Source organism: Paraburkholderia bryophila (assembly GCF_003269035.1).
GTDB classification, from domain to species: domain Bacteria; phylum Pseudomonadota; class Gammaproteobacteria; order Burkholderiales; family Burkholderiaceae; genus Paraburkholderia; species Paraburkholderia bryophila.
Window position 1 is genome coordinate 138,160 of the sequence record NZ_QLTK01000008.1, and the last position, 23,915, is coordinate 162,074.

At 61.8% G+C, this 23,915-nt stretch carries 19 protein-coding genes; 15 read left to right on the top strand and 4 right to left on the bottom strand.

Features of this window, described 5'->3' with window-relative positions; genetic code table 11:
* Positions 1-13: 13 nt before the first annotated feature.
* The 10 genes from BX591_RS15305 to BX591_RS15350 all read left to right on the top strand — a co-directional run bounded on the left by BX591_RS15305 (position 14) and on the right by BX591_RS15350 (position 9,350).
* Positions 14-904: a ParB/RepB/Spo0J family partition protein gene (locus BX591_RS15305; RefSeq protein ID WP_111932266.1), complete on the top strand. Its 891-nt coding sequence runs from the start codon at positions 14-16 to the stop codon at positions 902-904.
* Positions 905-1,561: 657 nt separating this feature from the next.
* Positions 1,562-2,104: an ATP synthase subunit I gene (locus BX591_RS15310; RefSeq protein ID WP_111932267.1), complete on the top strand. Its 543-nt coding sequence runs from the start codon at positions 1,562-1,564 to the stop codon at positions 2,102-2,104.
* 160 nt (positions 2,105-2,264) lie between these two features.
* Complete coding sequence (gene atpB / locus BX591_RS15315) at positions 2,265-3,116, top strand: F0F1 ATP synthase subunit A (protein WP_105510157.1); 852 nt, start codon at positions 2,265-2,267, stop codon at positions 3,114-3,116.
* A 96-nt stretch (positions 3,117-3,212) separates the two neighbouring features.
* Complete coding sequence (gene atpE / locus BX591_RS15320; protein WP_007180033.1) at positions 3,213-3,482, top strand: F0F1 ATP synthase subunit C; 270 nt, start codon at positions 3,213-3,215, stop codon at positions 3,480-3,482.
* A gap of 138 nt (positions 3,483-3,620) precedes the next feature.
* Positions 3,621-4,091 (top strand): F0F1 ATP synthase subunit B, encoded by a 471-nt coding sequence (locus BX591_RS15325; RefSeq protein WP_111932268.1) that lies wholly within the window; start codon positions 3,621-3,623, stop codon positions 4,089-4,091.
* Positions 4,092-4,093: 2 nt separating this feature from the next.
* Positions 4,094-4,633, top strand: a complete 540-nt coding sequence (locus tag BX591_RS15330) for a F0F1 ATP synthase subunit delta (RefSeq protein WP_074762539.1) — start codon at positions 4,094-4,096, stop codon at positions 4,631-4,633.
* A 58-nt stretch (positions 4,634-4,691) separates the two neighbouring features.
* Positions 4,692-6,233 (top strand): F0F1 ATP synthase subunit alpha, encoded by a 1,542-nt coding sequence (gene atpA / locus BX591_RS15335; RefSeq protein WP_111932269.1) that lies wholly within the window; start codon positions 4,692-4,694, stop codon positions 6,231-6,233.
* Positions 6,234-6,372: 139 nt separating this feature from the next.
* Positions 6,373-7,257, top strand: coding sequence for a F0F1 ATP synthase subunit gamma (atpG, locus tag BX591_RS15340; protein WP_105510153.1), 885 nt, complete (start codon positions 6,373-6,375; stop codon positions 7,255-7,257).
* Between the two features lie 113 nt (positions 7,258-7,370).
* A complete protein-coding gene (gene atpD / locus BX591_RS15345) occupies positions 7,371-8,765 on the top strand; it encodes a F0F1 ATP synthase subunit beta (protein ID WP_035554361.1) in 1,395 nt (464 codons plus the stop codon).
* Between the two features lie 159 nt (positions 8,766-8,924).
* A complete protein-coding gene (locus BX591_RS15350; protein WP_012434800.1) occupies positions 8,925-9,350 on the top strand; it encodes a F0F1 ATP synthase subunit epsilon in 426 nt (141 codons plus the stop codon).
* 181 nt (positions 9,351-9,531) lie between these two features.
* Here BX591_RS15350 and BX591_RS15355 read toward each other — a convergent pair whose 3' ends face one another.
* Positions 9,532-10,398: a hypothetical protein gene (locus BX591_RS15355; protein WP_146749771.1), complete on the bottom strand. Its 867-nt coding sequence runs from the start codon at positions 10,396-10,398 to the stop codon at positions 9,532-9,534.
* Between the two features lie 406 nt (positions 10,399-10,804).
* Between BX591_RS15355 and BX591_RS15365 the strand changes: the two genes are divergently transcribed.
* A complete protein-coding gene (locus BX591_RS15365) occupies positions 10,805-12,535 on the top strand; it encodes an AMP-binding protein (RefSeq protein ID WP_111932271.1) in 1,731 nt (576 codons plus the stop codon).
* A 385-nt stretch (positions 12,536-12,920) separates the two neighbouring features.
* Here the strand turns inward: BX591_RS15365 and BX591_RS36480 are convergent, their stop codons facing one another.
* Positions 12,921-13,094, bottom strand: coding sequence for a hypothetical protein (locus BX591_RS36480; protein ID WP_167444559.1), 174 nt, complete (start codon positions 13,092-13,094; stop codon positions 12,921-12,923).
* Between the two features lie 315 nt (positions 13,095-13,409).
* A complete protein-coding gene (locus tag BX591_RS15370; RefSeq protein ID WP_111932272.1) occupies positions 13,410-14,204 on the bottom strand; it encodes a transporter substrate-binding domain-containing protein in 795 nt (264 codons plus the stop codon).
* Positions 14,205-14,423: 219 nt separating this feature from the next.
* Here BX591_RS15370 and hemE point away from each other — a divergent pair, with 219 nt between their 5' ends.
* Entirely contained in the window at positions 14,424-15,524 is a 1,101-nt protein-coding gene (hemE, locus tag BX591_RS15375) for a uroporphyrinogen decarboxylase (protein ID WP_111932273.1), read from the top strand.
* 464 nt (positions 15,525-15,988) lie between these two features.
* A complete protein-coding gene (locus tag BX591_RS15380) occupies positions 15,989-18,235 on the top strand; it encodes a primosomal protein N' (protein WP_111932274.1) in 2,247 nt (748 codons plus the stop codon).
* Between the two features lie 22 nt (positions 18,236-18,257).
* Here BX591_RS15380 and BX591_RS36485 read toward each other — a convergent pair whose 3' ends face one another.
* Positions 18,258-18,428, bottom strand: a complete 171-nt coding sequence (locus BX591_RS36485) for a hypothetical protein (protein WP_167444560.1) — start codon at positions 18,426-18,428, stop codon at positions 18,258-18,260.
* Between the two features lie 317 nt (positions 18,429-18,745).
* Between BX591_RS36485 and putA the strand changes: the two genes are divergently transcribed.
* Both putA and BX591_RS15390 read left to right on the top strand, forming a co-directional pair.
* Entirely contained in the window at positions 18,746-22,675 is a 3,930-nt protein-coding gene (gene putA / locus BX591_RS15385) for a trifunctional transcriptional regulator/proline dehydrogenase/L-glutamate gamma-semialdehyde dehydrogenase (RefSeq protein ID WP_111932275.1), read from the top strand.
* Between the two features lie 88 nt (positions 22,676-22,763).
* Positions 22,764-23,912 carry a branched-chain amino acid ABC transporter substrate-binding protein gene (locus tag BX591_RS15390; RefSeq protein ID WP_111932276.1) on the top strand — a complete coding sequence of 383 codons (1,149 nt, stop codon included), beginning with the start codon at positions 22,764-22,766 and terminating at the stop codon, positions 23,910-23,912.
* Positions 23,913-23,915: the final 3 nt, after the last annotated feature.

Here is a 23,915-nt window from a genome sequence, read left to right on the forward strand (position 1 = left end):
TCGAGGGAGCACGATGAACGCAGTAGCGAGAAAGAAGGGATTGGGTCGCGGCCTTGAGGCACTGCTGGGTGGCAGCGCGGATATTACCGAGGCCGTTGCCATTGAAGGCGCGCCGAACGTGCTGCCGCTTAGCAAGATGCAGGCGGGCAAGTATCAGCCGCGCACGCGCATGGACGAAGGCGCGCTGCAGGAACTGGCGGCGAGTATTCGCGCTCAGGGTTTGATGCAACCGATCCTGGTGCGCCCCGTGTCGGCGGACAGATACGAGATCATCGCCGGCGAACGGCGGTTCCGCGCGGCGCGTCTTGCCGGTCTGAGCGAAGTGCCGGTGCTCGTCAAGGACGTGCCGGATCAGGCCGCCGCCGCAATGGCGCTGATCGAGAACATCCAGCGCGAAGATCTGAATCCGCTCGAAGAAGCGCAAGGCATCCAGCGCCTGCTCGACGAGTTCAATTTCACGCACGAGCAGGCGGCGGAGTCGGTGGGGCGTTCGCGCAGTGCGGTGTCGAATCTGCTGCGCTTGCTGAACCTGGCGTCGCCGGTACAGACCATGCTGCTTGCCGGTGACCTCGACATGGGTCATGCGCGCGCGTTGTTGGCCGTGGATGCCGCGACGCAGATTACATTGGCCAATCAGGTCGTCAATAAACGCATGTCGGTCCGCGAGACCGAGAAGCTGGTCACGACGACCACCAAGGCCGCGCCGGCGGTAAAGGCGCGCGCCAACCCGGACGGCGGTCGCGACACGCGGCGGCTCGAGGAAGAGCTGTCCGATTTGCTGGCGGCGACGGTGAAGATCAAACTCGGCCGGCGCGGGCGAGGGCAAGTGCTGGTCGACTTCGGCGATCTGGACGCGCTGGAAGGCATTCTCGTGCGGTTGCGCGGCAACACCGCAGCGGTTTGATTGGCGGGTTGAGTCGTTGGTTTGCGACGCGGATCTCGGGCCGGATTTCGCGCGCAAGCTATTTGGCGCCCTGTGCCGGGTTATCAAGCCCGACGGAGTAGGGCGGTACGCTGCAGGGATCGGTCCCTCCTTTTGAAGCGCACTGGAATCCTAATTAAATTCCAGTCGATTAATCAGGATTCCGGAAGTGTGTAGCCCGGCCTGTGCTGTCATTGTCGAGGCCTCCCCGTGATCGCACTGCGCCGCGCGTTGGAATCCTCATGGCTCTCGCGCCTGGCCTTTTCAGCTAACCCGATCCACAAAGCCGTTCGCTTACCCAACGCCGCTCCACCTGTCCACCCACGCGCGCAAAAATCCGCGTTTGTTGCATTTTCGAGACGGCCATTACAGCGCTAAAGGGCCGTTTGCGCGGGCGCAAATTGACGCGATTCAATACGCATGTTTTGCCACCCCCGAGCCGCCTTACATTTGGCGCGTTTTGCCCCGCCAGGCCGCCATTCCCGCATCGTGAGGATCGGTTTCACGCAGCTTATTGAACGGCCTAAAGTCTTGAATTGCCTGCAACTATCGCTTACAATCGCCCGGATTTAATTGCACGGCAACCCCGTAAGCGCAGCGTAAGCTGGCGGGCTGGAATAAGACTTTCGGAACACTGCAATGGCGGTCAAAACGTCGAATCAAGCGCCGAAGAATGGGCACGACGAACCCGCTGAACGCATCGCTTCCGTTGCGTCCACCGGTCAGCAAGTCCCTTCTGACGAAGCGTGGGATGTCGAGCAGCAAGATAACAATATCGTTCCGCTCACGCGGACCGAAGCTGAAAAGCTGTTTGGTCCGAATGTGAGTCGTCCATCGCGCGTTACGCCTTTCAAGGTCGTGGCGGCGCAAATGGTTTTGTCCCTGGGTGCGACGCTGCTGTGGTGGCTGTTCTATAAGCCGCCGGGCGATGCTGCGCTGTCCGCATTCCTGGGGGGAGCGATCTGCTGGGTGCCGAGCGCGTTGTTCGCGGCACGACTTAGAACGCTGAGCGGCGCCACAACAGCCATGAGCTGGATGATTGGCGAAGCGCTCAAGATGGGGACAACGATCGCGATGTTTGTAGTCATCGCCTTCTGGTATCACGACGTAAGCTGGGTGCCGCTGCTCGTGACCTACCTCGTCGCGCTCAAGACGTACTGGATCGCCTTAGCCTGGCGCTAAGGGTGCAGGAACAAAAGCAGTACAAAATTCACGCTGGCGCGCAGCGCCGGCATCAGGAGTGCGGATATGACACGATCCGCACCCGGCGTGTTCCCGCAAAACAGTATTGCGGCGGGAACGGCCTAAGACGATTTTCGACAATTTGGGTGGCTTTAACGATATGGCAGCTAGCGAAGGCACGCGCGCAATGGATCCGTCCGAGTACATCGCGCACCACTTGCAGAACTTTTCCACCGCGCATCAGACGTCGATTTTCGACATTCACGTGTGGAATCTGGACACCCTTTTCTGGTCGATCGTTTGTGGTCTGGCCACCATCTTCATTCTGCATCTCGCGGCCCGCAAGGCAACGTCCGGCGTGCCGGGCCGTTTCCAATGCGCCATCGAAATGCTGGTCGAAATGGTCGAGGATCAATCGAAGTCGATGATCCACGGCTCGCGCACTTTCATCGCGCCGTTGGCCCTGACCGTGTTCGTCTGGGTCGCGCTGATGAACTCGCTCGACTTTATCCCTGTGGACCTGCCGGGCAAGGTGATTGGCCTGCTGGGTCTGTCCGAAGTCATCCCGCACCACCGTATCGTGCCGACCGCCGACCTGAACGGCACGCTCGGCATCGCCCTCGGTGTGTTCGCGCTGATGATTTACTACAACTTCAAGATCAAGGGCGCGGGCGGCTTCGTGCATGAACTGCTGTCCGCTCCGTTCGGCGCGCATCCGCTGTTGTGGATCCCGAACCTTGCACTGAACATCATCGAGTTCGTCGCCAAGACGGTCTCGCTCGGCATGCGGCTGTTCGGCAACATGTATGCGGGCGAACTGTTGTTCCTGCTGATTGCCCTGCTCGGCAGCATGTGGGGTTTCGGCGCGGACGTGACGGTGCTTGGCTTCATCGGCCATGTGATCGCAGGCACGGTTTGGGCGATCTTCCACATCTTGATCGTTCTGCTGCAGGCGTTCATTTTCATGATGCTGACGCTGGTGTACATCGGCCAGGCTCACGATACCCACTAGTAGCGGCTGCGCGTCACGAATAGTTTTTGGTTTAGCTTTAGTTTTTTAAATCCCAGTTCCAACCAGTTCTAAAAGACTTTTCACAAAGGAGTGATCATGCAAGCTTTCATCGCCAACATCCAGGGTCTGACCGCCATCGGTATCGGCATCATCATCGGCCTGGGTGCAATCGGCGCCTGTATCGGTATCGGCCTGATGGGTGGCAAGTACATCGAAGCATGTGCACGTCAGCCGGAATTGATGAACCCGCTGCAAACCAAGATGTTCCTGCTGGCTGGTCTGATCGATGCGGCGTTCCTGATTGGCGTTGGTGTGGCAATGCTGTTCGCGTTCGCGAACCCGCTGCTGTCGAAGCTGGCAGGCTGAGGTTCCTCGGAAGTTTGCGCCTGAGCTATAACTAGTAAGGGCGCAGGGCGGAACGGGCACTTGGGCGCTGATCGAATACAGAATCGATGAGCGCCTTGCCGTTTCACTTTCCGAACTAGCAACGTTTAAGGAAACACCGTGAATCTCAACGCAACCCTGTTTGCGCAAATGGTCGTGTTCCTGATCCTCGCGTGGTTCACGATGAAGTTCGTGTGGCCGCCGTTGATCAACGCCCTCGACGAGCGCTCGAAGAAGATTGCTGACGGTTTGTCGGCTGCTGAAAAGGGCAAGGCTGAACTCGAAGCCGCTCACAAGCGCGTCGACCAGGAACTCGCTCAGGCACGCAACGACGGTCAGCAACGCATTGCCGACGCAGAAAAGCGTGCTGTGGCAGTCGCTGACGAAATCAAGGCTCAAGCACACGCTGAAGCCGCTCGCATCATCGCGCAAGCGAAGGCCGACGCGGACCAGCAAGTCGTGAAGGCGCGCGAAACGCTGCGCGGCGAAGTCGCTGCACTCGCTGTGAAGGGCGCTGAACAGATCCTGAAGCGCGAAGTCGACCAGGCAGCTCACGCTGACCTGCTGAATCAACTGAAAGCCGAGCTCTGATCATGGCCGAACTTGCAACCATCGCCCGTCCGTACGCAGAAGCGCTGTTTGGCGTGGCCGAAGCTGGTGACATCGCCGCCTGGTCCACGCTCGTGCAGGAGCTGGCACAGGTTGCGCGTCTGCCCGAAGTGCTGTCGATCGCCTCGAGCCCGAAAGTAAGCCGCGCCCAAGTCAGCGAACTGCTGCTGGCCGCGGTCAAGTCGCCGCTCAAGGACAACGCGCAAGCGAAGAATCTGGTGCAAATGCTGGTGGATAACCATCGCCTGCAATTGCTGCCGGAAATCGCTGTGCAGTTCGAAGAGTTGAAGAATGCCCGCGAAGGGGCGGCCGATGTGCTGATCGTCAGCGCATTCCCGCTCGAAGGCGCGCAATTGAACGAACTCGTCGCAAGTCTCGAACGCAAGTTCCAACGCAAGCTGAAGCCGACGGTCGAAGTCGACTCGTCGTTGATCGGCGGCGTGCGCGTGACAGTTGGCGACGAAGTGCTCGATACCTCGGTCCGCGCGCGGCTTGCCAGCATGCAGACGGCTCTGACGGCCTGAAGCGCGTAACGCGCTGAAGCGGCTGGCACGCAACAGAATTGACTATCAGGAGCGAATAATGCAACTCAATCCCTCTGAGATCAGCGAGCTGATCAAGAGCCGGATCCAGGGCCTTGACGCGAGCGCAGACGTTCGCAACCAGGGCACCGTGATCTCCGTGACCGACGGTATCGTGCGTATTCACGGCCTGTCGGAAGTGATGCAGGGCGAAATGCTCGAATTCCCGGGCAACACCTTCGGTCTCGCACTGAACCTCGAGCGCGACTCGGTCGGCGCCGTGATTCTGGGTGAGTACGAACACATTTCGGAAGGCGACATCGTCAAGACGACGGGCCGCATTCTCGAAGTGCCGGTGGGTCCGGAACTGCTCGGCCGCGTGGTCGACGCACTCGGCAACCCGATCGACGGCAAAGGCCCGATCAACGCGAAGAAGACCGACGCAATCGAAAAGATTGCGCCGGGCGTGATCTGGCGTAAGTCGGTTTCGGAACCGGTCCAAACCGGTCTGAAGTCGATCGACGCGATGGTGCCGGTTGGCCGTGGCCAGCGTGAGCTGATCATTGGCGACCGCCAGTGCGGCAAGACCGCAGTCGCTGTCGACGCGATCATCAACCAGAAGGGCAAGAACCTCTTCTGTATCTACGTCGCGATCGGCCAGAAGGCGTCGTCGATCATGAACGTGGTCCGCAAGCTGGAAGAAACCGGCGCGCTGGAATACACGATCGTCGTGGCCGCTTCGGCTTCGGAATCGGCAGCGATGCAATACCTCGCACCGTACGCCGGCTGCACGATGGGCGAATACTTCCGCGACCGCGGTCAAGACGCGCTGATCGTGTATGACGATTTGACCAAGCAAGCTTGGGCATACCGTCAGATCTCGCTGTTGCTGCGCCGCCCGCCGGGCCGTGAAGCTTACCCGGGCGACGTGTTCTATCTGCACTCGCGTCTGCTGGAACGTGCAGCGCGCGTCTCGGAAGAGTATGTCGAGAAGTTCACGAACGGCGAAGTGAAGGGTAAGAGCGGTTCGCTGACGGCACTGCCGGTCATTGAAACGCAAGCCGGCGACGTGACCGCGTTCGTTCCGACGAACGTGATCTCGATTACCGACGGTCAGATCTTCCTGGAAACCGACCTTTTCAACGCAGGTATCCGCCCGGCAATTAACGCCGGCGTGTCGGTGTCGCGCGTGGGTGGTGCGGCTCAGACCAAGGTCGTGAAGAAGCTGTCGGGCGGTATCCGTACCGACCTCGCGCAGTACCGTGAACTGGCTGCGTTCGCGCAGTTCGCCTCGGACCTCGACGAAGCGACCCGCAAGCAACTGGAGCGCGGCCGCCGCGTGACGGAACTGCTGAAGCAGCCGCAGTATCAACCGCTGCAAGTGTGGGAACTGGCTATCTCGCTGTTCGCCGCAAACAACGGTTACCTCGACGATCTGGAAGTCCCGCAAGTGCTGCCGTTCGAAAAGGGCCTGCGCGAATACTTGAAGGCGAGCCACGCTGACCTGGTCAAGCGCATCGAAGATACCAAGGAACTCTCGAAGGACGACGAAGGCCTGCTGCACACGGCTCTCAAAGACTTCAAGAAGTCCGGCGCTTATTGATCCGCGAGTGATCCGCAAGGCATAAACGGACCTTGAAGCGGCGCGGGCCGCATGAGAATGCTCCCGCGTTGCTTCAATCGCTTTGCATGGGACCCGAGTCAGCGCCAAAACGCTAACTCGGGCCGACAAGGAGCAAGCAATGGCTGGAATGAAGGAAATTCGCGGCAAGATCAAGAGCGTGCAAAACACGCGAAAGATCACGAAAGCGATGGAGATGGTGGCCGCATCGAAGATGCGCCGCGCTCAGGAGCGCATGCGCGCTGCTCGCCCGTATGCTGACAAGGTCCGCGATATCGCTGCACACATGAGCCGTGCGAACCCGGAGTATCGTCACCCGTTCATGGTGTCGAACGAAGGCGCGAAGGCGGCCGGCATCATCCTCGTCACGACCGACAAGGGTCTGTGCGGCGGCATGAATACCAACGTGCTGCGTGCGTCGCTGCAGAAGTTCAAGGAACTGGAAGGTCAGGGCAAGACGATCGAAGCAACTGCGATCGGCACCAAGGGCCTGGGTTTCCTGAATCGTTTGCGCGCCAAGGTGGTGTCGAACGTCGTGCATCTGGGCGATACGCCGCATCTGGAAAAGCTGATCGGCGCGGTGAAGGTGCAGCTCGACCTGTACTCGGAAGGCAAGGTTTCGGCGGTGTACCTCGCGTACACGCGCTTCGTCAACACGATGAAGCAGGAGCCGGTGATCGAGCAACTGCTGCCGCTGTCGGCAGAACAGTTCGAGCGCAAGGAAGAAGACGGCACGACGCCGAGCACGCAGTGGGACTACATCTACGAGCCGGATGCGCAGGCAGTGGTGGACGAACTGCTGGTGCGTTATGTCGAAGCGCTGGTCTATCAGGCCGTCGCGGAAAACATGGCATCGGAGCAGTCGGCACGCATGGTCGCGATGAAGGCCGCTTCGGACAATGCGAAGACGGTCATCAATGAACTGCAGCTTGTGTACAACAAGAGCCGTCAGGCCGCGATCACGAAAGAACTGTCGGAAATCGTCGGTGGTGCGGCGGCTGTCTGACCTTGACGTCAGGCAAGTGCCTCGTGTGCGCCCGTGTGGCGCACACCGCCCCGGCGGCCCACTGAAACTGCGCCTTTGCGCGAGTGAAGAATTGAGTATCTAAAGGAAAAGCGATGAGTACTACTGCTTTGGTAGAAGGCAAGATCGTACAGTGCATCGGCGCGGTGATCGACGTGGAATTTCCGCGTTCGGACATGCCGAAGATTTACGACGCGCTCATTCTCGAAGGTTCGGAACTGACCCTCGAAGTCCAGCAACAACTGGGCGACGGCGTTGTCCGTACCATCTGTCTGGGTGCATCGGACGGCCTGCGTCGCGGTACGGTCGTGAAGAACACGGGTAAGCCGATCAGCGTGCCGGTCGGCAAGCCGACTCTGGGCCGGATCATGGACGTGCTGGGTCGCCCGATCGACGAAGCCGGCCCGATCAACTCGGACGTGGTTCGCGGTATTCACCAGAAGGCTCCGGCGTTCGACGAACTGTCGCCGTCGACCGAACTGCTCGAAACCGGCATCAAGGTTATCGACCTGATCTGCCCGTTCGCCAAGGGCGGCAAGGTTGGCCTGTTCGGTGGCGCCGGTGTGGGCAAGACCGTGAACATGATGGAACTGATCAACAACATCGCTAAGGAACACGGTGGTTACTCCGTGTTCGCCGGTGTTGGCGAGCGTACCCGCGAAGGGAACGACTTCTATCACGAAATGAAGGACTCGAACGTTCTCGACAAGGTCGCGCTGGTGTACGGCCAGATGAACGAGCCGCCGGGCAACCGTCTGCGCGTTGCGCTGACCGGCCTGACGATGGCTGAGCACTTCCGTGACGAAGGTCTCGACGTGCTGTTCTTCGTCGACAACATCTACCGTTTCACGCTGGCAGGCACGGAAGTGTCGGCACTGCTCGGCCGTATGCCGTCGGCAGTGGGCTATCAGCCTACGTTGGCTGAAGAAATGGGTAAGCTGCAAGAGCGTATTACGTCGACCAAGACCGGCTCGATCACGTCGGTTCAGGCCGTGTACGTCCCTGCGGATGACTTGACCGACCCGTCGCCGGCCACGACTTTCGGCCACCTGGACGCAACCGTCGTGTTGTCGCGTGACATCGCTTCGCTGGGTATCTACCCGGCAGTCGACCCGCTCGATTCGACCTCGCGTCAGATCGACCCGAACGTGATCGGCGAAGAACACTACGCGATCACGCGTGGCGTGCAGCAAACGCTGCAACGCTACAAGGAACTGCGCGACATTATCGCGATTCTGGGCATGGACGAACTGGCACCGGAAGACAAGCTCGCCGTGGCGCGCGCTCGTAAGATCCAGCGTTTCCTGTCGCAGCCGTTCCACGTCGCTGAGGTGTTCACGGGCTCGCCTGGCAAGTACGTGCCGCTGAAGGAAACGATCCGTGGCTTCAAGATGATCGTGGAAGGCGAGTGCGACCACCTGCCGGAACAAGCGTTCTACATGGTCGGCACGATCGACGAAGCCTTCGAAAAGGCCAAGAAGATCCAGTAAAGGTCGGGTGTAACGAAGCGGGCGCCGGCCTCGCGCTTGACCACTGCCCACGCGGCGGTCTTAAGCAAAGCCGGCGCTTCTTACTACGCTCAACCCAGCCTTGCATGGGACGGGAGCAAGCGCTGAAGCGCTCAAACCCGTCGACAGGAGTCGACAGTTATGGCAACTATTAAAGTAGACGTCGTCAGCGCGGAAGAGCAGATCTTCTCGGGCCAGGCGAAGTTCGTCGCATTGCCGGGCGAAGCGGGTGAACTCGGTATTCTGCCGGGCCACACCCCGCTGATCACGCGGATTCGTCCGGGTGCGGTGCGCATCGAAGCTGAAAACGGTGAAGAAGAGTTTGTCTTCGTCGCCGGCGGCATCCTCGAAATCCAGCCGGGCGCTGTGACGGTTCTCGCCGACACCGCGATTCGAGGCAAGGATCTCGACGAAGCCAAGGCTGAAGATGCACGCAAGCGTGCGGAAGAAGCGCTGCAGAACACGGGTTCGAACCTCGAATACGCGACCGCACAAGCGGAACTGGCGTATGCGACGGCTCAGCTCGCTGCGATTCAGCGTCTGCGCAAACTGCGTGGACAGAACTAAAGGCAGTTAGCGTTCACCTGATAAAGCCCGGACCACGGGCTTGGGTGCATCGGTAAGGAATTGAGACGGGCTCCTGCGTGGGAGCCCGTTTTTTTGTTTATCGATCACGAAATGATCCGCGCCCAGATTCCGTTCCACGCGGCTGGTGACAAACCGATCGTGTTGTCATGCCCAAAGCGCGTCACCCCTTTGGGTCGTTCTGAACGAATACCTGCATATTCAGACGCGTGAGCGCATCCTGATTGCGGTTCAGGTGCATGTTGGCGATGTCGGCCTCGGCATGAAACGGAGCCGCCGCATAGCGATTCAAATGCGCGCCTGCGCACGACCACGCCCTGTCGGACGTCGAGAGCTTTGGATCGCGAGCGTCGTTCATAAAGATCCGGTATTCGCAGGACGACGCCTCAGCGTTCGTCATGTGACCGTTCTGAACGCGTTCCAGATTCCTGGAAATGCGGCCGAAAGCCTGATCGGATAGTCCGACACCCAGCTTGGCGAGTCCTTCATTCACCACCTTGACGCTGTTCGCGTAATTGCCCGGTTCGGATGCGCTCGACATGGCGTTGAGCTGAGTGCCCAGCGCCCGACGATTCGCAATGCGGCGATCTTCGCCGAAACGGGGCACGCTCGCCGAGTCGCCGCCAAAAAGCCCCCCGCCCTTCAAACCCACGTTGTCATGCACTGTGAAGCGGCCTTCGGCATCGTATCGCACGGGATACTGAGGTTTATAAGCCCGGTCCGGTTGCCAGACGCGCAGCGTGCCGTTGTCGGCATCGTAGCGGGCCGGATACCAACTGGCGCCGTCGTGGAGGTATCGATTCCCGTCTGTGTCACGGTAGACGTTTGGTTGTTGCATGAGCGGCGAAAGCGCGCCGGCAGGGCGCTCTACGGCGTACGACGACGGAATGGCAAGTGGTTCGTGCGCTCCGCGGTCTCCGGCGGTTGGCCCACGGGAATTCGAGATCGGCAGGGAGCGTGGTGCATCCAGTCGGGCCGGCGTGTCCGTCGTATCCATGCCGGGTTGGTAGGTGTTGCTGACTACTTTCATCTCAGTTTCCTTCGAAGCGTCGAGTGCATGGTGTCGTCGAGCGTCACGCTGCCGGCTGAACTGGCGTGAAACGGCAGCGGCGATTCGGATCACCTTCCAGTCGCGAATGACTAGCGCATCGCGAACGTGCGGCTGGCGCAAGCAGACAGGACCGTCAACGTGCTCGTCGTCCTCTTGCAGCAAGCCGCGTTGCCATCTTCGCCGCGCTCGTCATGGTGGGGGACGCTAATCACCTGCGCCATGACCCCGGTCGGGAACGCAACACAATTCGGCAAAGGACATGACGGGGTAACACCATCGGTCGACGGTGCGGGTAAGACTTGATGCCGTGGCGCGAGGTGCTAGTGGCACAATCGGCTTCAAATTGATTTCAATAGAGCAACGATTGCCTCACGGAGACATCATCATGGCAGCTCAGGCAGCAGACGAAGCCGCGCTCATCGAACCGCGAGACGGCATCTCCTACGTGCGCGGGTCCACGCGAGTCCCGCTCAGCGATGCGCCGGTGAGTCAGTTTCTACGGGACACCGCGCTGCGTTTCCCGACCCGGCCAGCTGTCGTTTTCCGTGAGCAGGGCATCCGCTGGACATGGCGGGAATTCGCCGACGAAGTCGATGTGCTCGCGTCGGGGCTGGTGGCGTTGGGCATTGCGAAAGGCGACCGCGTGGGGATCTGGTCACCCAACCGCGTCGAATGGCTGCTCACGCAATTTGCCACCGCGCGGATCGGCGCCGTTTTGGTGAATATCAATCCCGCCTATCGCCTCGCCGAGCTCGAATACGCGCTGAACAAGGTGGACTGCAAGGCGATCATTGCAGCGGAACGCTTCAAGTCGTCGATGTATCTGCAAATGCTGCAGGAACTCGCGCCCGAGCTGGCGAGCGCCGTGCCCGGCGACCTGCGCGCAGCGCGCCTGCCGGGGCTTCGGATCGTGATCCGTATGTGCGACACGGAGACGCCCGGCATGCTGTCGTTTTCGGAAGTGGTCGAGCAGGGTCGCGCAACGCTCGACATCGCGAAACTCGACGCGATCGGTGCGACCCTGCATGCGGATGAGCCGATCAACATCCAGTTCACCAGCGGCACCACCGGCAACCCGAAGGGGGCGACGCTGACGCACAGGAACGTGGTCAACAACGCGCGCTACATCGCGATGGCAATGCGTCTGACCGAGCAGGACGGCTTATGTATTCCGGTGCCGCTGTATCACTGCTTTGGCATGGTGCTGTCGGTGCTGGCGTGCGTGTCGGTCGGCGCGAACATGGTGTTCCCCGGCGAAGGCTTCGACCCGGCGGCAACGCTGGCCGCGGTCGCGGAAGAAAAGTGCACCGCGCTGCACGGCGTGCCGACCATGTTCATTGCCGAACTCGATCATCCGGATTTCGCCACTTACGATTTCTCGCGACTACGCACCGGCATCATGGCCGGTTCGCCGTGCCCGATCGAGACAATGAAAAAGGTCGTCTCGAAGATGCATCTGGGCGAGATCACCATCGCCTACGGCATGACGGAAACCAGTCCGGTGTCGTTCCAAAGTTCGACCACGGACCCGCTGGACAAGCGAACCACAACCGTCGGCCGAATCCAGCCGCACCTCGAAGTGAAAATCGTCGACCCGCTCGGCGAGATCGTCCCGGTGGGCGAAACCGGCGAGCTATGCACGCGCGGCTATTCGGTGATGCAAGGCTATTGGGGCGACGAGGCGAAGACACGCGAAAGCATTGTCGACGGCTGGATGCACACCGGCGATCTGGCCACGCTCGACGCGGAAGGCTATTGCAACATTGTTGGCCGTCTCAAAGACATGCTGATTCGCGGCGGCGAGAACATCTACCCGCGCGAGATCGAGGAATTTCTGTTCCGCCACCCAAAAATCCAGAGCGTGCAGGTGTTTGGCGTGCCGGACACGAAATACGGCGAGGAGGTTTGCGCCTGGGTGGTTTTGCGTTCTGGTGAGCAGGCCACGGCGGAAGAGATCCAGCAGTTTTGCCAAGGGCAGATCGCGCACTACAAAGTGCCCAAATACATCCGTTTCGTCGACGAACTGCCCATGACGGTGACCGGCAAAGTGCAGAAATTCATCATGCGCGAACAGATGATCAGCGAACTGAAGTTGCGGGAAGACAAGACCGCTTGAGGTTGTGCAAAAGGCGAGCGCCGCGCCGGCAAGTTTCCTTGCGGCGCGGCTGCCGGAGACAACAGATTGGCTAAAACTGTTTGCGTGCAATCCGCGGACCGCTAGCGAAAAAGCCCTGATCGGTGCAATGGCACACCGCGCAAACGTTTGGCCGGACGAAAAAAAAGCGGGCCTGGAGCCCGCTAAAAACCACACGCTACGGGGTTAGCGCGAGGAGACCAAAGGAGGAACCAACTGAGACGACGCCCCAGCGTCGACTACGGCCCCAGCAGGGATGCCCCTTCACAGGGCTTCGGCATACGCCGACCGGCAAGTGCATCGTATCCGCTCACACCACGCACCCAGCCACATCCGTGTTGAAACCGTTGAGGGCATTGTGGGCGAATTAACCTACCAGCGCGGTAACAAAGTGTTTCAGGTTGTAACGCCCGCCAGATAAGGCGTTGCGGGACATATTGCCAAATAAAAATGTTTTAAACGTAATTACTACCGATGACTTGTCCGCAATTTCATACGCCTGATTGATGCTATTCGCGACGCATGGCGCGGCGTAATCCATTCAGCCGATTCCGCATGAAATGGTTGCACGCTCATCTTTTTTCTCGAAGATCGCCTGTGTTACATGGGCTTTTACGCTGCGAGAAATTAATCCGACAAAGCGAACTGCGGCGTGCTGCATTGCGGAACGTCGAACCGAATGAGAAGCCGTCACGAGGTACTGTTCATCAAAGGTTCACCGGCCTCGTTGTTCGGCCTTCGCTTAACTCGTCGGCCTTTCGTTACATGATCGCGGGAGCCATGCGTCCCTATCAATGTACCGAATTGCCGACCTGCCTCCGAAAAAAACCGGCCCGCGTCGCTCAACCACGCAGCTTTACTTCAGCCACTTGTCCGAGATCGCCTGATACTCGCCGGTTGCGCGCGCAAGGTGCAGCCACTGGTCGACATACTGCTGGAACGTCACGTCGCCGCGCGGCAGCAACCAGGCTTTCTCGCCGTACTGGAACGGTTTGTCCGGGTGCACCGAACACAAACCCGGATTCAGCTTTTGCTGCAGCAAGGTTTCCGATGCGTCGGTCACCATGATGTCGGCCTTGCCCGCCAGGATCTGCTTGAAGATCGTCACGTTGTCCGGATAGACGGTGAGGTTCGCATGCGGAAAGTATTGCTTCGCGAACCGTTCGTTGGTGCCGCCCGGATTGACGATCACACGGGTGCCCGGCTGATCGATCTGCGCGACGGTTTGATACTTGTTGATGTCGTCGCAGCGAACGATCGGCGTTTTGCCGTCCACCATGTACGCCTGCGTGAAGAACGCGCGCTTCTGCCGTTCGAGCGTGGGCGACACACCGCCCATGCCGATATCGCATTTGGCGACGAAGTCGTTCATCAGATTCGACCATGACGTTTTGACGTATTCCACCTTCACGCCGAGCGATTTGGCGAGCGACTCTGTCATGTCGATGTCGATTCCCTCGAACTGGCCGTCCGGCTTATAGAACGAGTAGGGCTTGTAGTCGCCGGTCGTGCAGGCGCGCAGCGTGCCGCGCGCGAGAATGTCGTCGAGCCGGGAAGGCGCCGCGGCGGTGGCGGTCTGCGCCACGGCCACGCCTGCGTGCATCAAAACGCCGGCCAGTGCGCCGAGCAGTGCGAGTGCTGCCTTGTTCATGGAGTCTCCTTGGTTTGCATGTAATTGTCCGGTAAGGTCGTCGGATAATAGCCCGGCAATTCGGGCTTGAACATTAGCCGTTCAGCCGAGTCGGCATGGGCATTCGCTGCCCGTCCGAGGCGGCCGCCGGCCGGTCGCCCAACAGTTATTGCCCGCATCAAGCGCGATGCCGGGAGCCGGGTCCGGTAAAATGCCCCTTTGCCCTCAGTCGTACGCACCGTGGCCCATAAACTCCTGAACGACACTTTCCTGCGCGCGCTACTGCGCCAGCCGACCGACTACACGCCGATCTGGCTGATGCGCCAAGCTGGCCGCTATCTGCCGGAATACAACGCCACCCGTGGCCGCGCGGGCAGTTTCCTCGGGCTGGCCAAAAACCCGGCGTTCGCAACGGAGGTCACGCTGCAGCCGCTCGAGCGCTATCCGCTCGACGCCGCCATTCTGTTTTCCGACATCCTCACGGTGCCGGACGCCATGGGTCTCGGCCTAGAGTTCGTCACGGGCGAGGGGCCCAAATTTGCGCGCCCGGTGCGCACCGAAGACGACGTCGCGCGTCTCGCGGTGCCGGATATCGACGCCACGCTGCGCTACGTGACTGACGCCGTACGTGAAATCCGCACTGCGCTCACGGACGCGCAAGGTCGCCAGCGCGTGCCGCTGATCGGCTTTTCGGGCAGCCCGTGGACGCTCGCGTGCTACATGGTCGAAGGCGGCGGCTCGGCCGATTTCCGCACCGTCAAATCGATGCTCTACGCGCGCCCGGACCTGATGCATCGCATTCTCGACATCAATGCGCGCTCGGTGGCGGCTTACCTGAACGCGCAGATCGAAGCCGGCGCGCAAGCCGTCATGATTTTCGACACGTGGGGCGGGGCGCTGGCCGACGGCATCTACCAACGTTTCTCGCTGCAGTACATCCAGCAGGTGGTGAGCCAGTTGAAGCGCGATCACGACGGCGAAAAAGTGCCGGTGATCACCTTCACGAAGGGCGGTGGCCTGTGGCTCGACGAGATCGCCGGGATCGGCGTGGATGCGGTCGGGCTCGACTGGACCGTGAATCTCTCCAAAGCGCGCGAGCGGGTCGGCGGCAAGGTGGCCCTGCAGGGCAATATCGATCCGTCCGTGCTGTTTGCGCCGCCGGCGGCGATCCGCATGGAAGCGCGTGCCGTGCTCGACAGCTTCGGCAACCATCCGGGCCATGTCTTCAATCTGGGCCACGGCATTTCGCAATTCACGCCGCCGGAAAATGTCGCCGAACTCGTCGACGAAGTGCATCGACATAGCCGGGCGATTCGAAGCGGCGCGCATGCACCGGCGTGATGCTGTAATCGTTACCGTTTTTGCTGCGTCGCAGCGAAGTGGGCTCTCGCTCTAAGGACAAATTGGCATGCCACGGGCCGCCGGACGGCGGTCCTGTGAAAGTCAAGACTTGACTTATGCACATTCTTCACGCTGCGGCGCGGTAGAAGCTTTCGTCGTACAGCCGCCCTTGCGCTTTGCCGGCGCATTTGATCTAAGCCTTGTCTGGCAAGGGTTTCAGGGGTTCGCGGCAGAGTGTGCGGAAACCCACAGAAGGCCGCTGCGGCGCGCTTCGCGGCCCTTTCCAGCGAAGTTCTCAACAAAGTTATCCACAGGCACACGGACCGATTGCAATTGTTCAGCCGAATCCAAAACTTAGCGCCGAAATTGAAGTTTTACTTTAACTTCGACGGGTTCGGCACGGGCTCAACGTGCACACAGATGCGACGTCGTGCCGCGCCGGCCCATCCGCTTCGGCTCGCCGCATGAGCGACGTGTTCGTCCGCGTTGCGGTGGATCATCCGCTGCCGACTCTATTCGACTATCGGTGCGACACACCCGGACTCGCCGAGCCCGGCATGCTGGTCAGCGTGCCGTTCGGCAAGCGCCACGTCGTGGGGCTCGTCTGCGAAGTAACCGCTCACAGTGACGTGCCCGCCGATCGGCTTCGCGCGGTAAGCGCCGTGTGCACGGCTTGTCCGCCGGTGTCGCCGGAGTGGCTCGCGCTGACCGCCTTTGCCGCCGATTACTATCAACGCGGCCTCGGCGAAGTCGCACTGCCCGCACTGCCTCAAGCGCTGCGCGACGCCTCGCGCTGGTCGCGCCTGTTTGCACCCGAAGAGCGCTACAGCCTCACAACCGAAGGACGCGCGGCGTTGCCCGACGCTTTGCCGGCGCGCGCCAGCGCGCTGCGCAAGCTCGCCGAGGCACTCGCCGAAGTCGAATTCCTGCTGGCGGCCGACGCCCGCGCGCTGCACCCCAAAGCGATCGCCACTTTTGAGGCGTGGCAAGCGCAGGGCTGGCTCGCGCTGGAAGTGATCGAAGCCGCCGCCGTGGTCGGCGCAGCGGCAGCGCCCGAGATGCCGGCGCCCACGCTACCCACGCTTACCGACGAGCAGGCCGCCGCCGTCGAGGCCATTCGCGACGCGACCGGTTTCGCGCCGTTCCTGCTACACGGCGTGACGGGCAGCGGCAAGACCGAGGTCTATCTGCGCGCGCTGGCCGAGATTCTCGCGGCCAGACCCGACGCGCAGGCGCTCGTCCTCGTGCCCGAAATCAATCTCACGCCGCAGTTCGAGGCGGCCTTCCGCGCCCGCTTCGCCGCGCTCGAAGGGACATCGATCGTCACGCTGCACAGCGGTCTCGCCGAAGGCGAACGCGCGCGCAACTGGTTTGCCGCGCACACCGGCCGCGCCCGGATCGTGCTCGGCACGCGGCTCGCGATCCTCGCGTCGCTGCCGAAGCTGGCCGTGATCGTCGTCGATGAAGAACACGATCCGGCCTACAAGCAGCAGGAAGGCCTGCGCTATTCGGCGCGCGATCTGGCGATTTACCGCGCCAAGCAGCTCGGTTTGCCGGTCGTGCTCGGCTCGGCGACGCCGTCGCTGGAAAGCTGGTGGCAGGCCGACCAGGGACGCTACAAACGGCTCACGCTGTTGCGCCGCGCGGTAGCCGATGCCGTGCTGCCCACCGTCCGGCTGATCGATCTGGAAGAGGAGCGGCGGCGCGGACGGGCATCGGTGGAAGGTCTGTCGGGGCCGCTGATCGCGGCGCTGAAGGCCCGGCTCGAACGCGGCGAACAAAGTCTCGTGTTCCTGAACCGACGCGGCTACGCACCGCAACTCGCCTGCGACGCCTGCGGTTGGGTGGCCGGTTGTCCGCGCTGTAGCGCTTATGTGGTTTTGCACAAGCCCGAGCGCGCGCTGCGCTGTCACCACTGCGGTTGGGAGTCGCGCATTCCGCGTTCGTGCCCCGACTGCGGCAACGTCGACATCGCGCCGATGGGGCGCGGCACGCAGCGCGTCGAAGAAACGCTGGCGAGCGCGGTGCCGGGCGCCCGCGTGCTGCGCATCGACGCCGACAGCACGCGCCGCAAAGGCAGCGCGCAGGCGCTGTTCTCCGACGTTCACGCGGGCGAGGTCGATATTCTGGTCGGCACGCAGATGATCGCGAAGGGCCACGATTTTCAACGCGTGTCGCTGGTGGGGGTGCTGAACGCCGACACGGCGCTGTTTTCGCACGACTTCCGCGCGAGCGAGCGCCTCTTCGCGCAATTGATGCAGGTGAGCGGCCGCGCCGGCCGTTCAGGTTTGCCCGGCGAAGTGCTGGTGCAGACGCGTTATCCGCGCCATGCGCTGTATCACGCGTTGGGTCGTCACGACTACGTCGGCTTTGCCAATTCGACCTTGGCCGAGCGGCGCGATGCGCATTTGCCGCCGTTCGTTTATCAGGCTTTGCTGCGCGCCGAGGGGCGCACGCTCGAGGCCGCAATTGCGTTCCTGCAGCAGGCTGCCACGGCGCTGACCAGCATTCCGGCCGCCGAGCGCGTGACGGTCTACGACGCGGTGCCGCTCACCATCGTCAAGGTGATGCACGTGCATCGCGCGCAGTTGCTGATCGAAAGCGCCTCGAGGGCGGCGTTGCAGGCGACGTTGCGTGCGTGGCAGCCGCTGCTGCGCGGCTTGAAAGGCGTGCTGCGCTGGAGTGTCGAAGTCGATCCGCTCGACATCTGACGAACGCCTCTCACCACTCGAATCAATCGTTCAATGCCGTCCGCGCATCGCCAGCCGATGCACGCGACGCCGCGCGCGTGCGTCCTTCGACTGCCGCGCGTTTGTCCGCACCGCCGGTTGCGCCACGAATAAACAGCACCGCGCAAGTCGCACACATTGCCCAGATACCCAATACCACCAGCCACTTTTCCATTTCACCGATCCTCTAAAGCGCCAAACCCCGTTTCGTTTTTTTTGCGTGCCGCGAGGCCGCATGCCGCCATGTTCTCTATAACGGCGCGCCGTCCCGTTTGATAAGGGTAAATGCGAAAAGAATCACGCCAGGGAAAGTACTGATCGCAACCGACTCCGCCGCGCGCCGCGCAATCGCGCGCAAACCCCCGTCCCACAAGGATTTCAAGAAGGTGCAACCATATGCCAAGTATGGTTGCACCTTTTTATTGGGAGGCGTACGATTCGCCAACTTTTAGTCTTTCGCCGGGCATTCGTCTGGTATCCGAAGAAGGAAACATGGCTAGCACCACCCTTGGCGTCAAGGTCGACGACCTCCTGCGTTCCCGGCTGAAAGATGCCGCCACCCGCCTCGAACGCACTCCGCATTGGCTTATCAAGCAGGCGATCTTCGCTTACCTCGAAAAGATCGAGCACGGCCAATTGCCGCCCGAATTGTCCGGGGTGACGGGTTCGGCCGATCTGGCCGATGGCGCCGCGGTCGAGCAGGAGGAAGACGGTGCTTCGCATCCGTTCCTCGACTTCGCGCAGAACGTGCAACCGCAGTCGGTGCTGCGCGCGGCGATTACGGCGGCGTATCGCCGTCCGGAACCGGAGTGCGTGCCGTTCCTGCTGGGTCAGGCGCGCTTGCCGGCCAATCTCGCCGGCGACGTGCAAGCCATGGCTCACAAGCTGGTCGAAACGCTGCGCACGAAGAGCAAGGGCGGCGGTGTCGAAGGGTTGATCCACGAATTCTCGCTGTCGAGTCAGGAAGGCGTGGCGCTGATGTGTCTCGCCGAAGCGCTGCTGCGGATTCCCGACCGCGCCACCCGCGACGCGCTAATCCGCGACAAGATCAGCAAGGGCGACTGGAAGTCGCACGTCGGCCAGGCGCCGTCGCTGTTCGTCAACGCCGCGACGTGGGGCTTGATGATCACCGGCAAGCTGGTGACGACCAACAGCGAAACGAGTCTTTCGTCGGCGCTCACGCGTTTGATCGGCAAGGGCGGCGAGCCGCTGATCCGCAAGGGCGTGGACATGGCGATGCGCCTGATGGGCGAGCAGTTCGTCACCGGCGAGAACATCTCCGAAGCGCTGGCCAACAGCCGCAAATACGAAGCGCGCGGTTTCCGCTACTCGTACGACATGCTCGGCGAAGCGGCCACCACCGAAGCCGACGCGCAGCGCTACTACGCGTCTTACGAACAGGCGATCCACGCAATCGGCAAGGCCGCCGGCGGCCGTGGCATCTACGAAGGCCCGGGCATCTCGATCAAGCTCTCCGCGCTGCATGCACGCTACTCGCGTTCGCAGCAGGAACGCACGATGAGCGAACTGCTGCCGCGCGTACGCTCGCTCGCGATCCTCGCGCGCCGCTACGACATCGGCCTGAATATCGACGCCGAAGAAGCCGACCGCCTCGAAATCTCGCTCGATCTGCTCGAAGCGCTGTGCTTCGATCCGGAACTGGCGGGCTGGAACGGCATTGGATTCGTGATCCAGGCGTACCAGAAGCGCTGCCCGTTCGTGATCGATTACGTGATCGATCTGGCGCGCCGCAGCCGTCATCGCGTGATGGTGCGGCTCGTGAAGGGCGCGTACTGGGACACCGAAATCAAGCGTGCGCAAGTGGACGGCCTCGAAGGCTATCCGGTCTACACGCGCAAGATCTATACGGACGTGTCGTACCTCGCCTGCGCGAAGAAGCTGCTTGGCGCGCCGGACGCGGTGTATCCGCAGTTCGCCACGCACAACGCGCACACGTTGTCGGCGATCTATCACCTCGCGGGCAACAACTACTATCCCGGCCAGTACGAGTTCCAGTGCCTGCACGGCATGGGCGAACCGCTGTACGAAGAAGTCACGGGCCGCGACAAACTGAACCGTCCGTGCCGCGTGTATGCACCGGTCGGCACGCATGAAACGCTGCTCGCGTACCTCGTGCGCCGCCTGCTGGAAAACGGCGCGAACACGTCGTTCGTGAATCGTATCGCCGACGAAAACGTCGCCATCAAGGACCTGATCGCCGATCCGTCCGACGAGGCGTCGAAGATCACGCCGCTCGGGGCGCCGCACGCGAAGATTCCGCTGCCGCGCAACCTGTTCGGCGCCGAGCGTCTTAATTCGATGGGCCTCGATCTGTCGAACGAACACCGGCTGGCTTCGCTGTCATCGGCATTGCTGGCGAGCGCGCATCATCCGTGGCGCGCCGCGCCGATGCTCGAAGACAACGAAATCGCCGTGGGCGTCGCGCGTGATGTGCGCAACCCGGCCGATCATCGTGACCTCGTCGGCACCGTCGTCGAAGCGACGTCGGAGCACGTGAGCGCCGCTCTGGCTCACGCCGTGGCCGCCGCGCCGATCTGGCAAGCCACACCGGTCGATGCGCGCGCCGATTGCCTCGCCCGTGCCGCCGATCTGCTCGAAGCGCAGATGCACACGCTGATGGGTCTGGTGGTGCGCGAAGCCGGCAAGTCGCTGGCGAACGCGGTCGCGGAAATCCGCGAAGCGATCGACTTCCTGCGCTACTACTCGACGCAGATTCGCAACGAGTTTTCGAACGACACGCATCGCCCGCTCGGCCCGGTGGTCTGTATCAGCCCGTGGAATTTCCCGCTGGCGATTTTCATGGGCCAGGTGGCCGCGGCGTTGGCCGCCGGCAACACCGTGCTCGCCAAGCCGGCTGAACAAACGCCTCTGATCGCCGCGCAGGCCGTGCGGATTCTGCGCGAAGCCGGCGTACCGGCCGGCGCGGTGCAACTGTTGCCGGGCAACGGCGAGACGGTTGGCGCCGCGTTGGTGGCCGATCCGCGCACCCGCGCGGTGATGTTCACCGGTTCGACCGAAGTCGCGCGTCTGATCAACAAGACGCTGTCGAACCGCCTCGATCCGGACGGCAAGCCGATTCCGCTGATCGCCGAAACGGGCGGCCAGAACGCGATGATCGTCGACTCGTCGGCGCTCGCCGAGCAGGTGGTGGCGGACGTGCTGCAGTCGTCGTTCGATTCGGCCGGTCAACGGTGTTCCGCGTTGCGCGTTCTTTGTCTGCAGGACGATGTCGCGGACCGTACGCTGGAAATGCTGAGGGGCGCAATGCGCGAACTGGCGGTGGGTAACCCGGACCGCTTGTCGATCGACGTCGGCCCGGTGATCGACCTCGATGCGAAGCGCGGTATCGACGCGCACGTCGCGGCCATGCGCGAGAAAGGCCGCAAGATCGAACAACTGCCGATGCCGGAAGGCTGCGCCCAAGGCACCTTCGTGCCGCCGACGCTGATCGAGCTCGACAGCATCGACGAACTGAAGCGCGAAGTATTTGGCCCGGTGCTGCACGTGGTGCGTTATCGCCGCAGCCAGCTCGACAAGTTGCTCGAACAGATCCGCACGACGGGCTACGGTCTGACGCTCGGTATTCACACGCGGATCGACGAAACGATCGCTCACGTGATCAGCCGCGCGCACGTCGGCAATATTTATGTGAACCGCAACGTGATCGGCGCGGTGGTGGGTGTGCAACCGTTCGGCGGCGAAGGTTTGTCGGGCACCGGTCCGAAAGCAGGCGGCGCGTTGTATCTGCAGCGTCTGCTGGCCACGCGTCCGGCGGGCTTGCCGAAGTCGCTGGCGCAGTCGTTGATCGCCGACGTACCGCAAGGCGGCGAAAACAGCGACAATCCGTCCGCCGCGCTGACCGCGTTGCGCGACTGGTTGATCGCCGAACGTCAGCCGCAATTGGCCGCACGTTGCGACGGCTATCTGTCGCATGTGCCGGCGGGCGCGACGGCGGTATTGTCGGGGCCCACCGGCGAGCGCAACACCTACACGCTGGGCGCGCGCGGCACGGTGCTGTGCGTCGCGTCGACCGCGAGCGGGGCGCGCGTGCAGTTCGCCGCAGCGTTGGCTACGGGAAATCGTGCGTTGTTCGAAGGCGCGGCTGGCGAACAATTGGTGTCGCAACTGCCCGCCTCGCTGAAAGCGCATGCGAGCGTGAAGAAGAATGCCGACACGCCGTTCGACGCCGTGCTGTTCGAAGGCGATAGCGACGAATTGCTCGCGCTGGTGAAGGAAGTCGCGAAGCGCACCGGGCCGATCGTGTCGGTGCAAGGCGTCGCGGCGCGCGCGCTGGAGAGCGGCGACGAGGACTACACGCTGGAGCGTCTGCTGACGGAACGCTCGGTCAGCGTGAACACTGCGGCAGCCGGCGGTAATGCGAATTTGATGACGATTGGTTGAGCGAACCTCAGTTCAATTGCTCAATAAAACGGAAGCGGTACGGCGACCCCGAAACCGCTCCATCCACACCTGGTACCAAGGAGAAGCTATGCAACACAAGATGAAACAGCTGGCAGGCGCGGCATTGGTTGCGGCGATGTCGCTGGCGGGGACGGCCAACGCTCAATCGACGGAAGACGTGAAGGTCGGTTTCGCTGGCCCGATGACGGGGGCGCAGGCGCACTACGGCAAGGACTTCCAGAACGGCATCGTGCTGGCAGTGGAAGACATGAACGCGACCAAGCCGACGATCGGCGGCAAGCAGGTTCGTTTCGTGCTGGATTCGGCCGACGACCAGGCTGACCCGCGCACCGGCACGACCGTCGCGCAGAAGCTGGTGGATGACGGTATCAAGGGCATGCTGGGCCACTTCAATTCGGGCACCACGATTCCGGCGTCGCGCATTTACGCGAACGCGGGCATCCCCGAAATCGCCATGGCCACGGCACCGGAATACACGCAGCAAGGCTTCAAGACCACGTTCCGCATGATGACCTCCGACACGCAGCAAGGTTCGGTCGCCGGCACGTTCGCGGTCAAGACGCTGGGCATGAAGAAGATCGTGATCGTCGACGACCGTACGGCTTACGGCCAGGGTCTGGCGGATCAGTTCGAGAAGGCAGCAAAGGCGGCGGGCGGCCAGATCGTCGATCGTGAATATACGAACGACAAGGCTGTCGACTTCAAGTCGATCCTGACCAAGCTGAAGTCGGTCCAGCCGGACCTGATCTATTACGGCGGCGCGGATTCGCAAGCGGCACCGATGGTCAAGCAGATGAAGGCACTGGGCATCAAGGCGCCGTTGATGGGTGGCGAAATGGTCCACACGCCGACGTTCATCGAGATCGCGGGTGACGCAGCAAACGGTACGGTGGCATCGCTCGCCGGCCTGCCGCTGGAACAGATGCCGGGCGGCAAGGACTACGTCGCGAAGTACAAGAAGCGTTTCAACGAAGACGTGCAAACGTACTCGCCGTACGCTTACGACGGTGCAATGGCCATGTTCGACGCAATGAAGAAGGCGAACTCGACCGATCCGGCGAAGTACCTGCCGCTGCTCGCGAAGACCTCGATGCCGGCAGTGACGTCGTCGAACCTGGCTTACGACAGCAAGGGTGACCTGAAGAACGGCGGTATCACGCTGTACAAGGTGGTGGATGGCAAGTGGACGACGCTGCAAAGCGTGGGCGGGAAGTAAGCA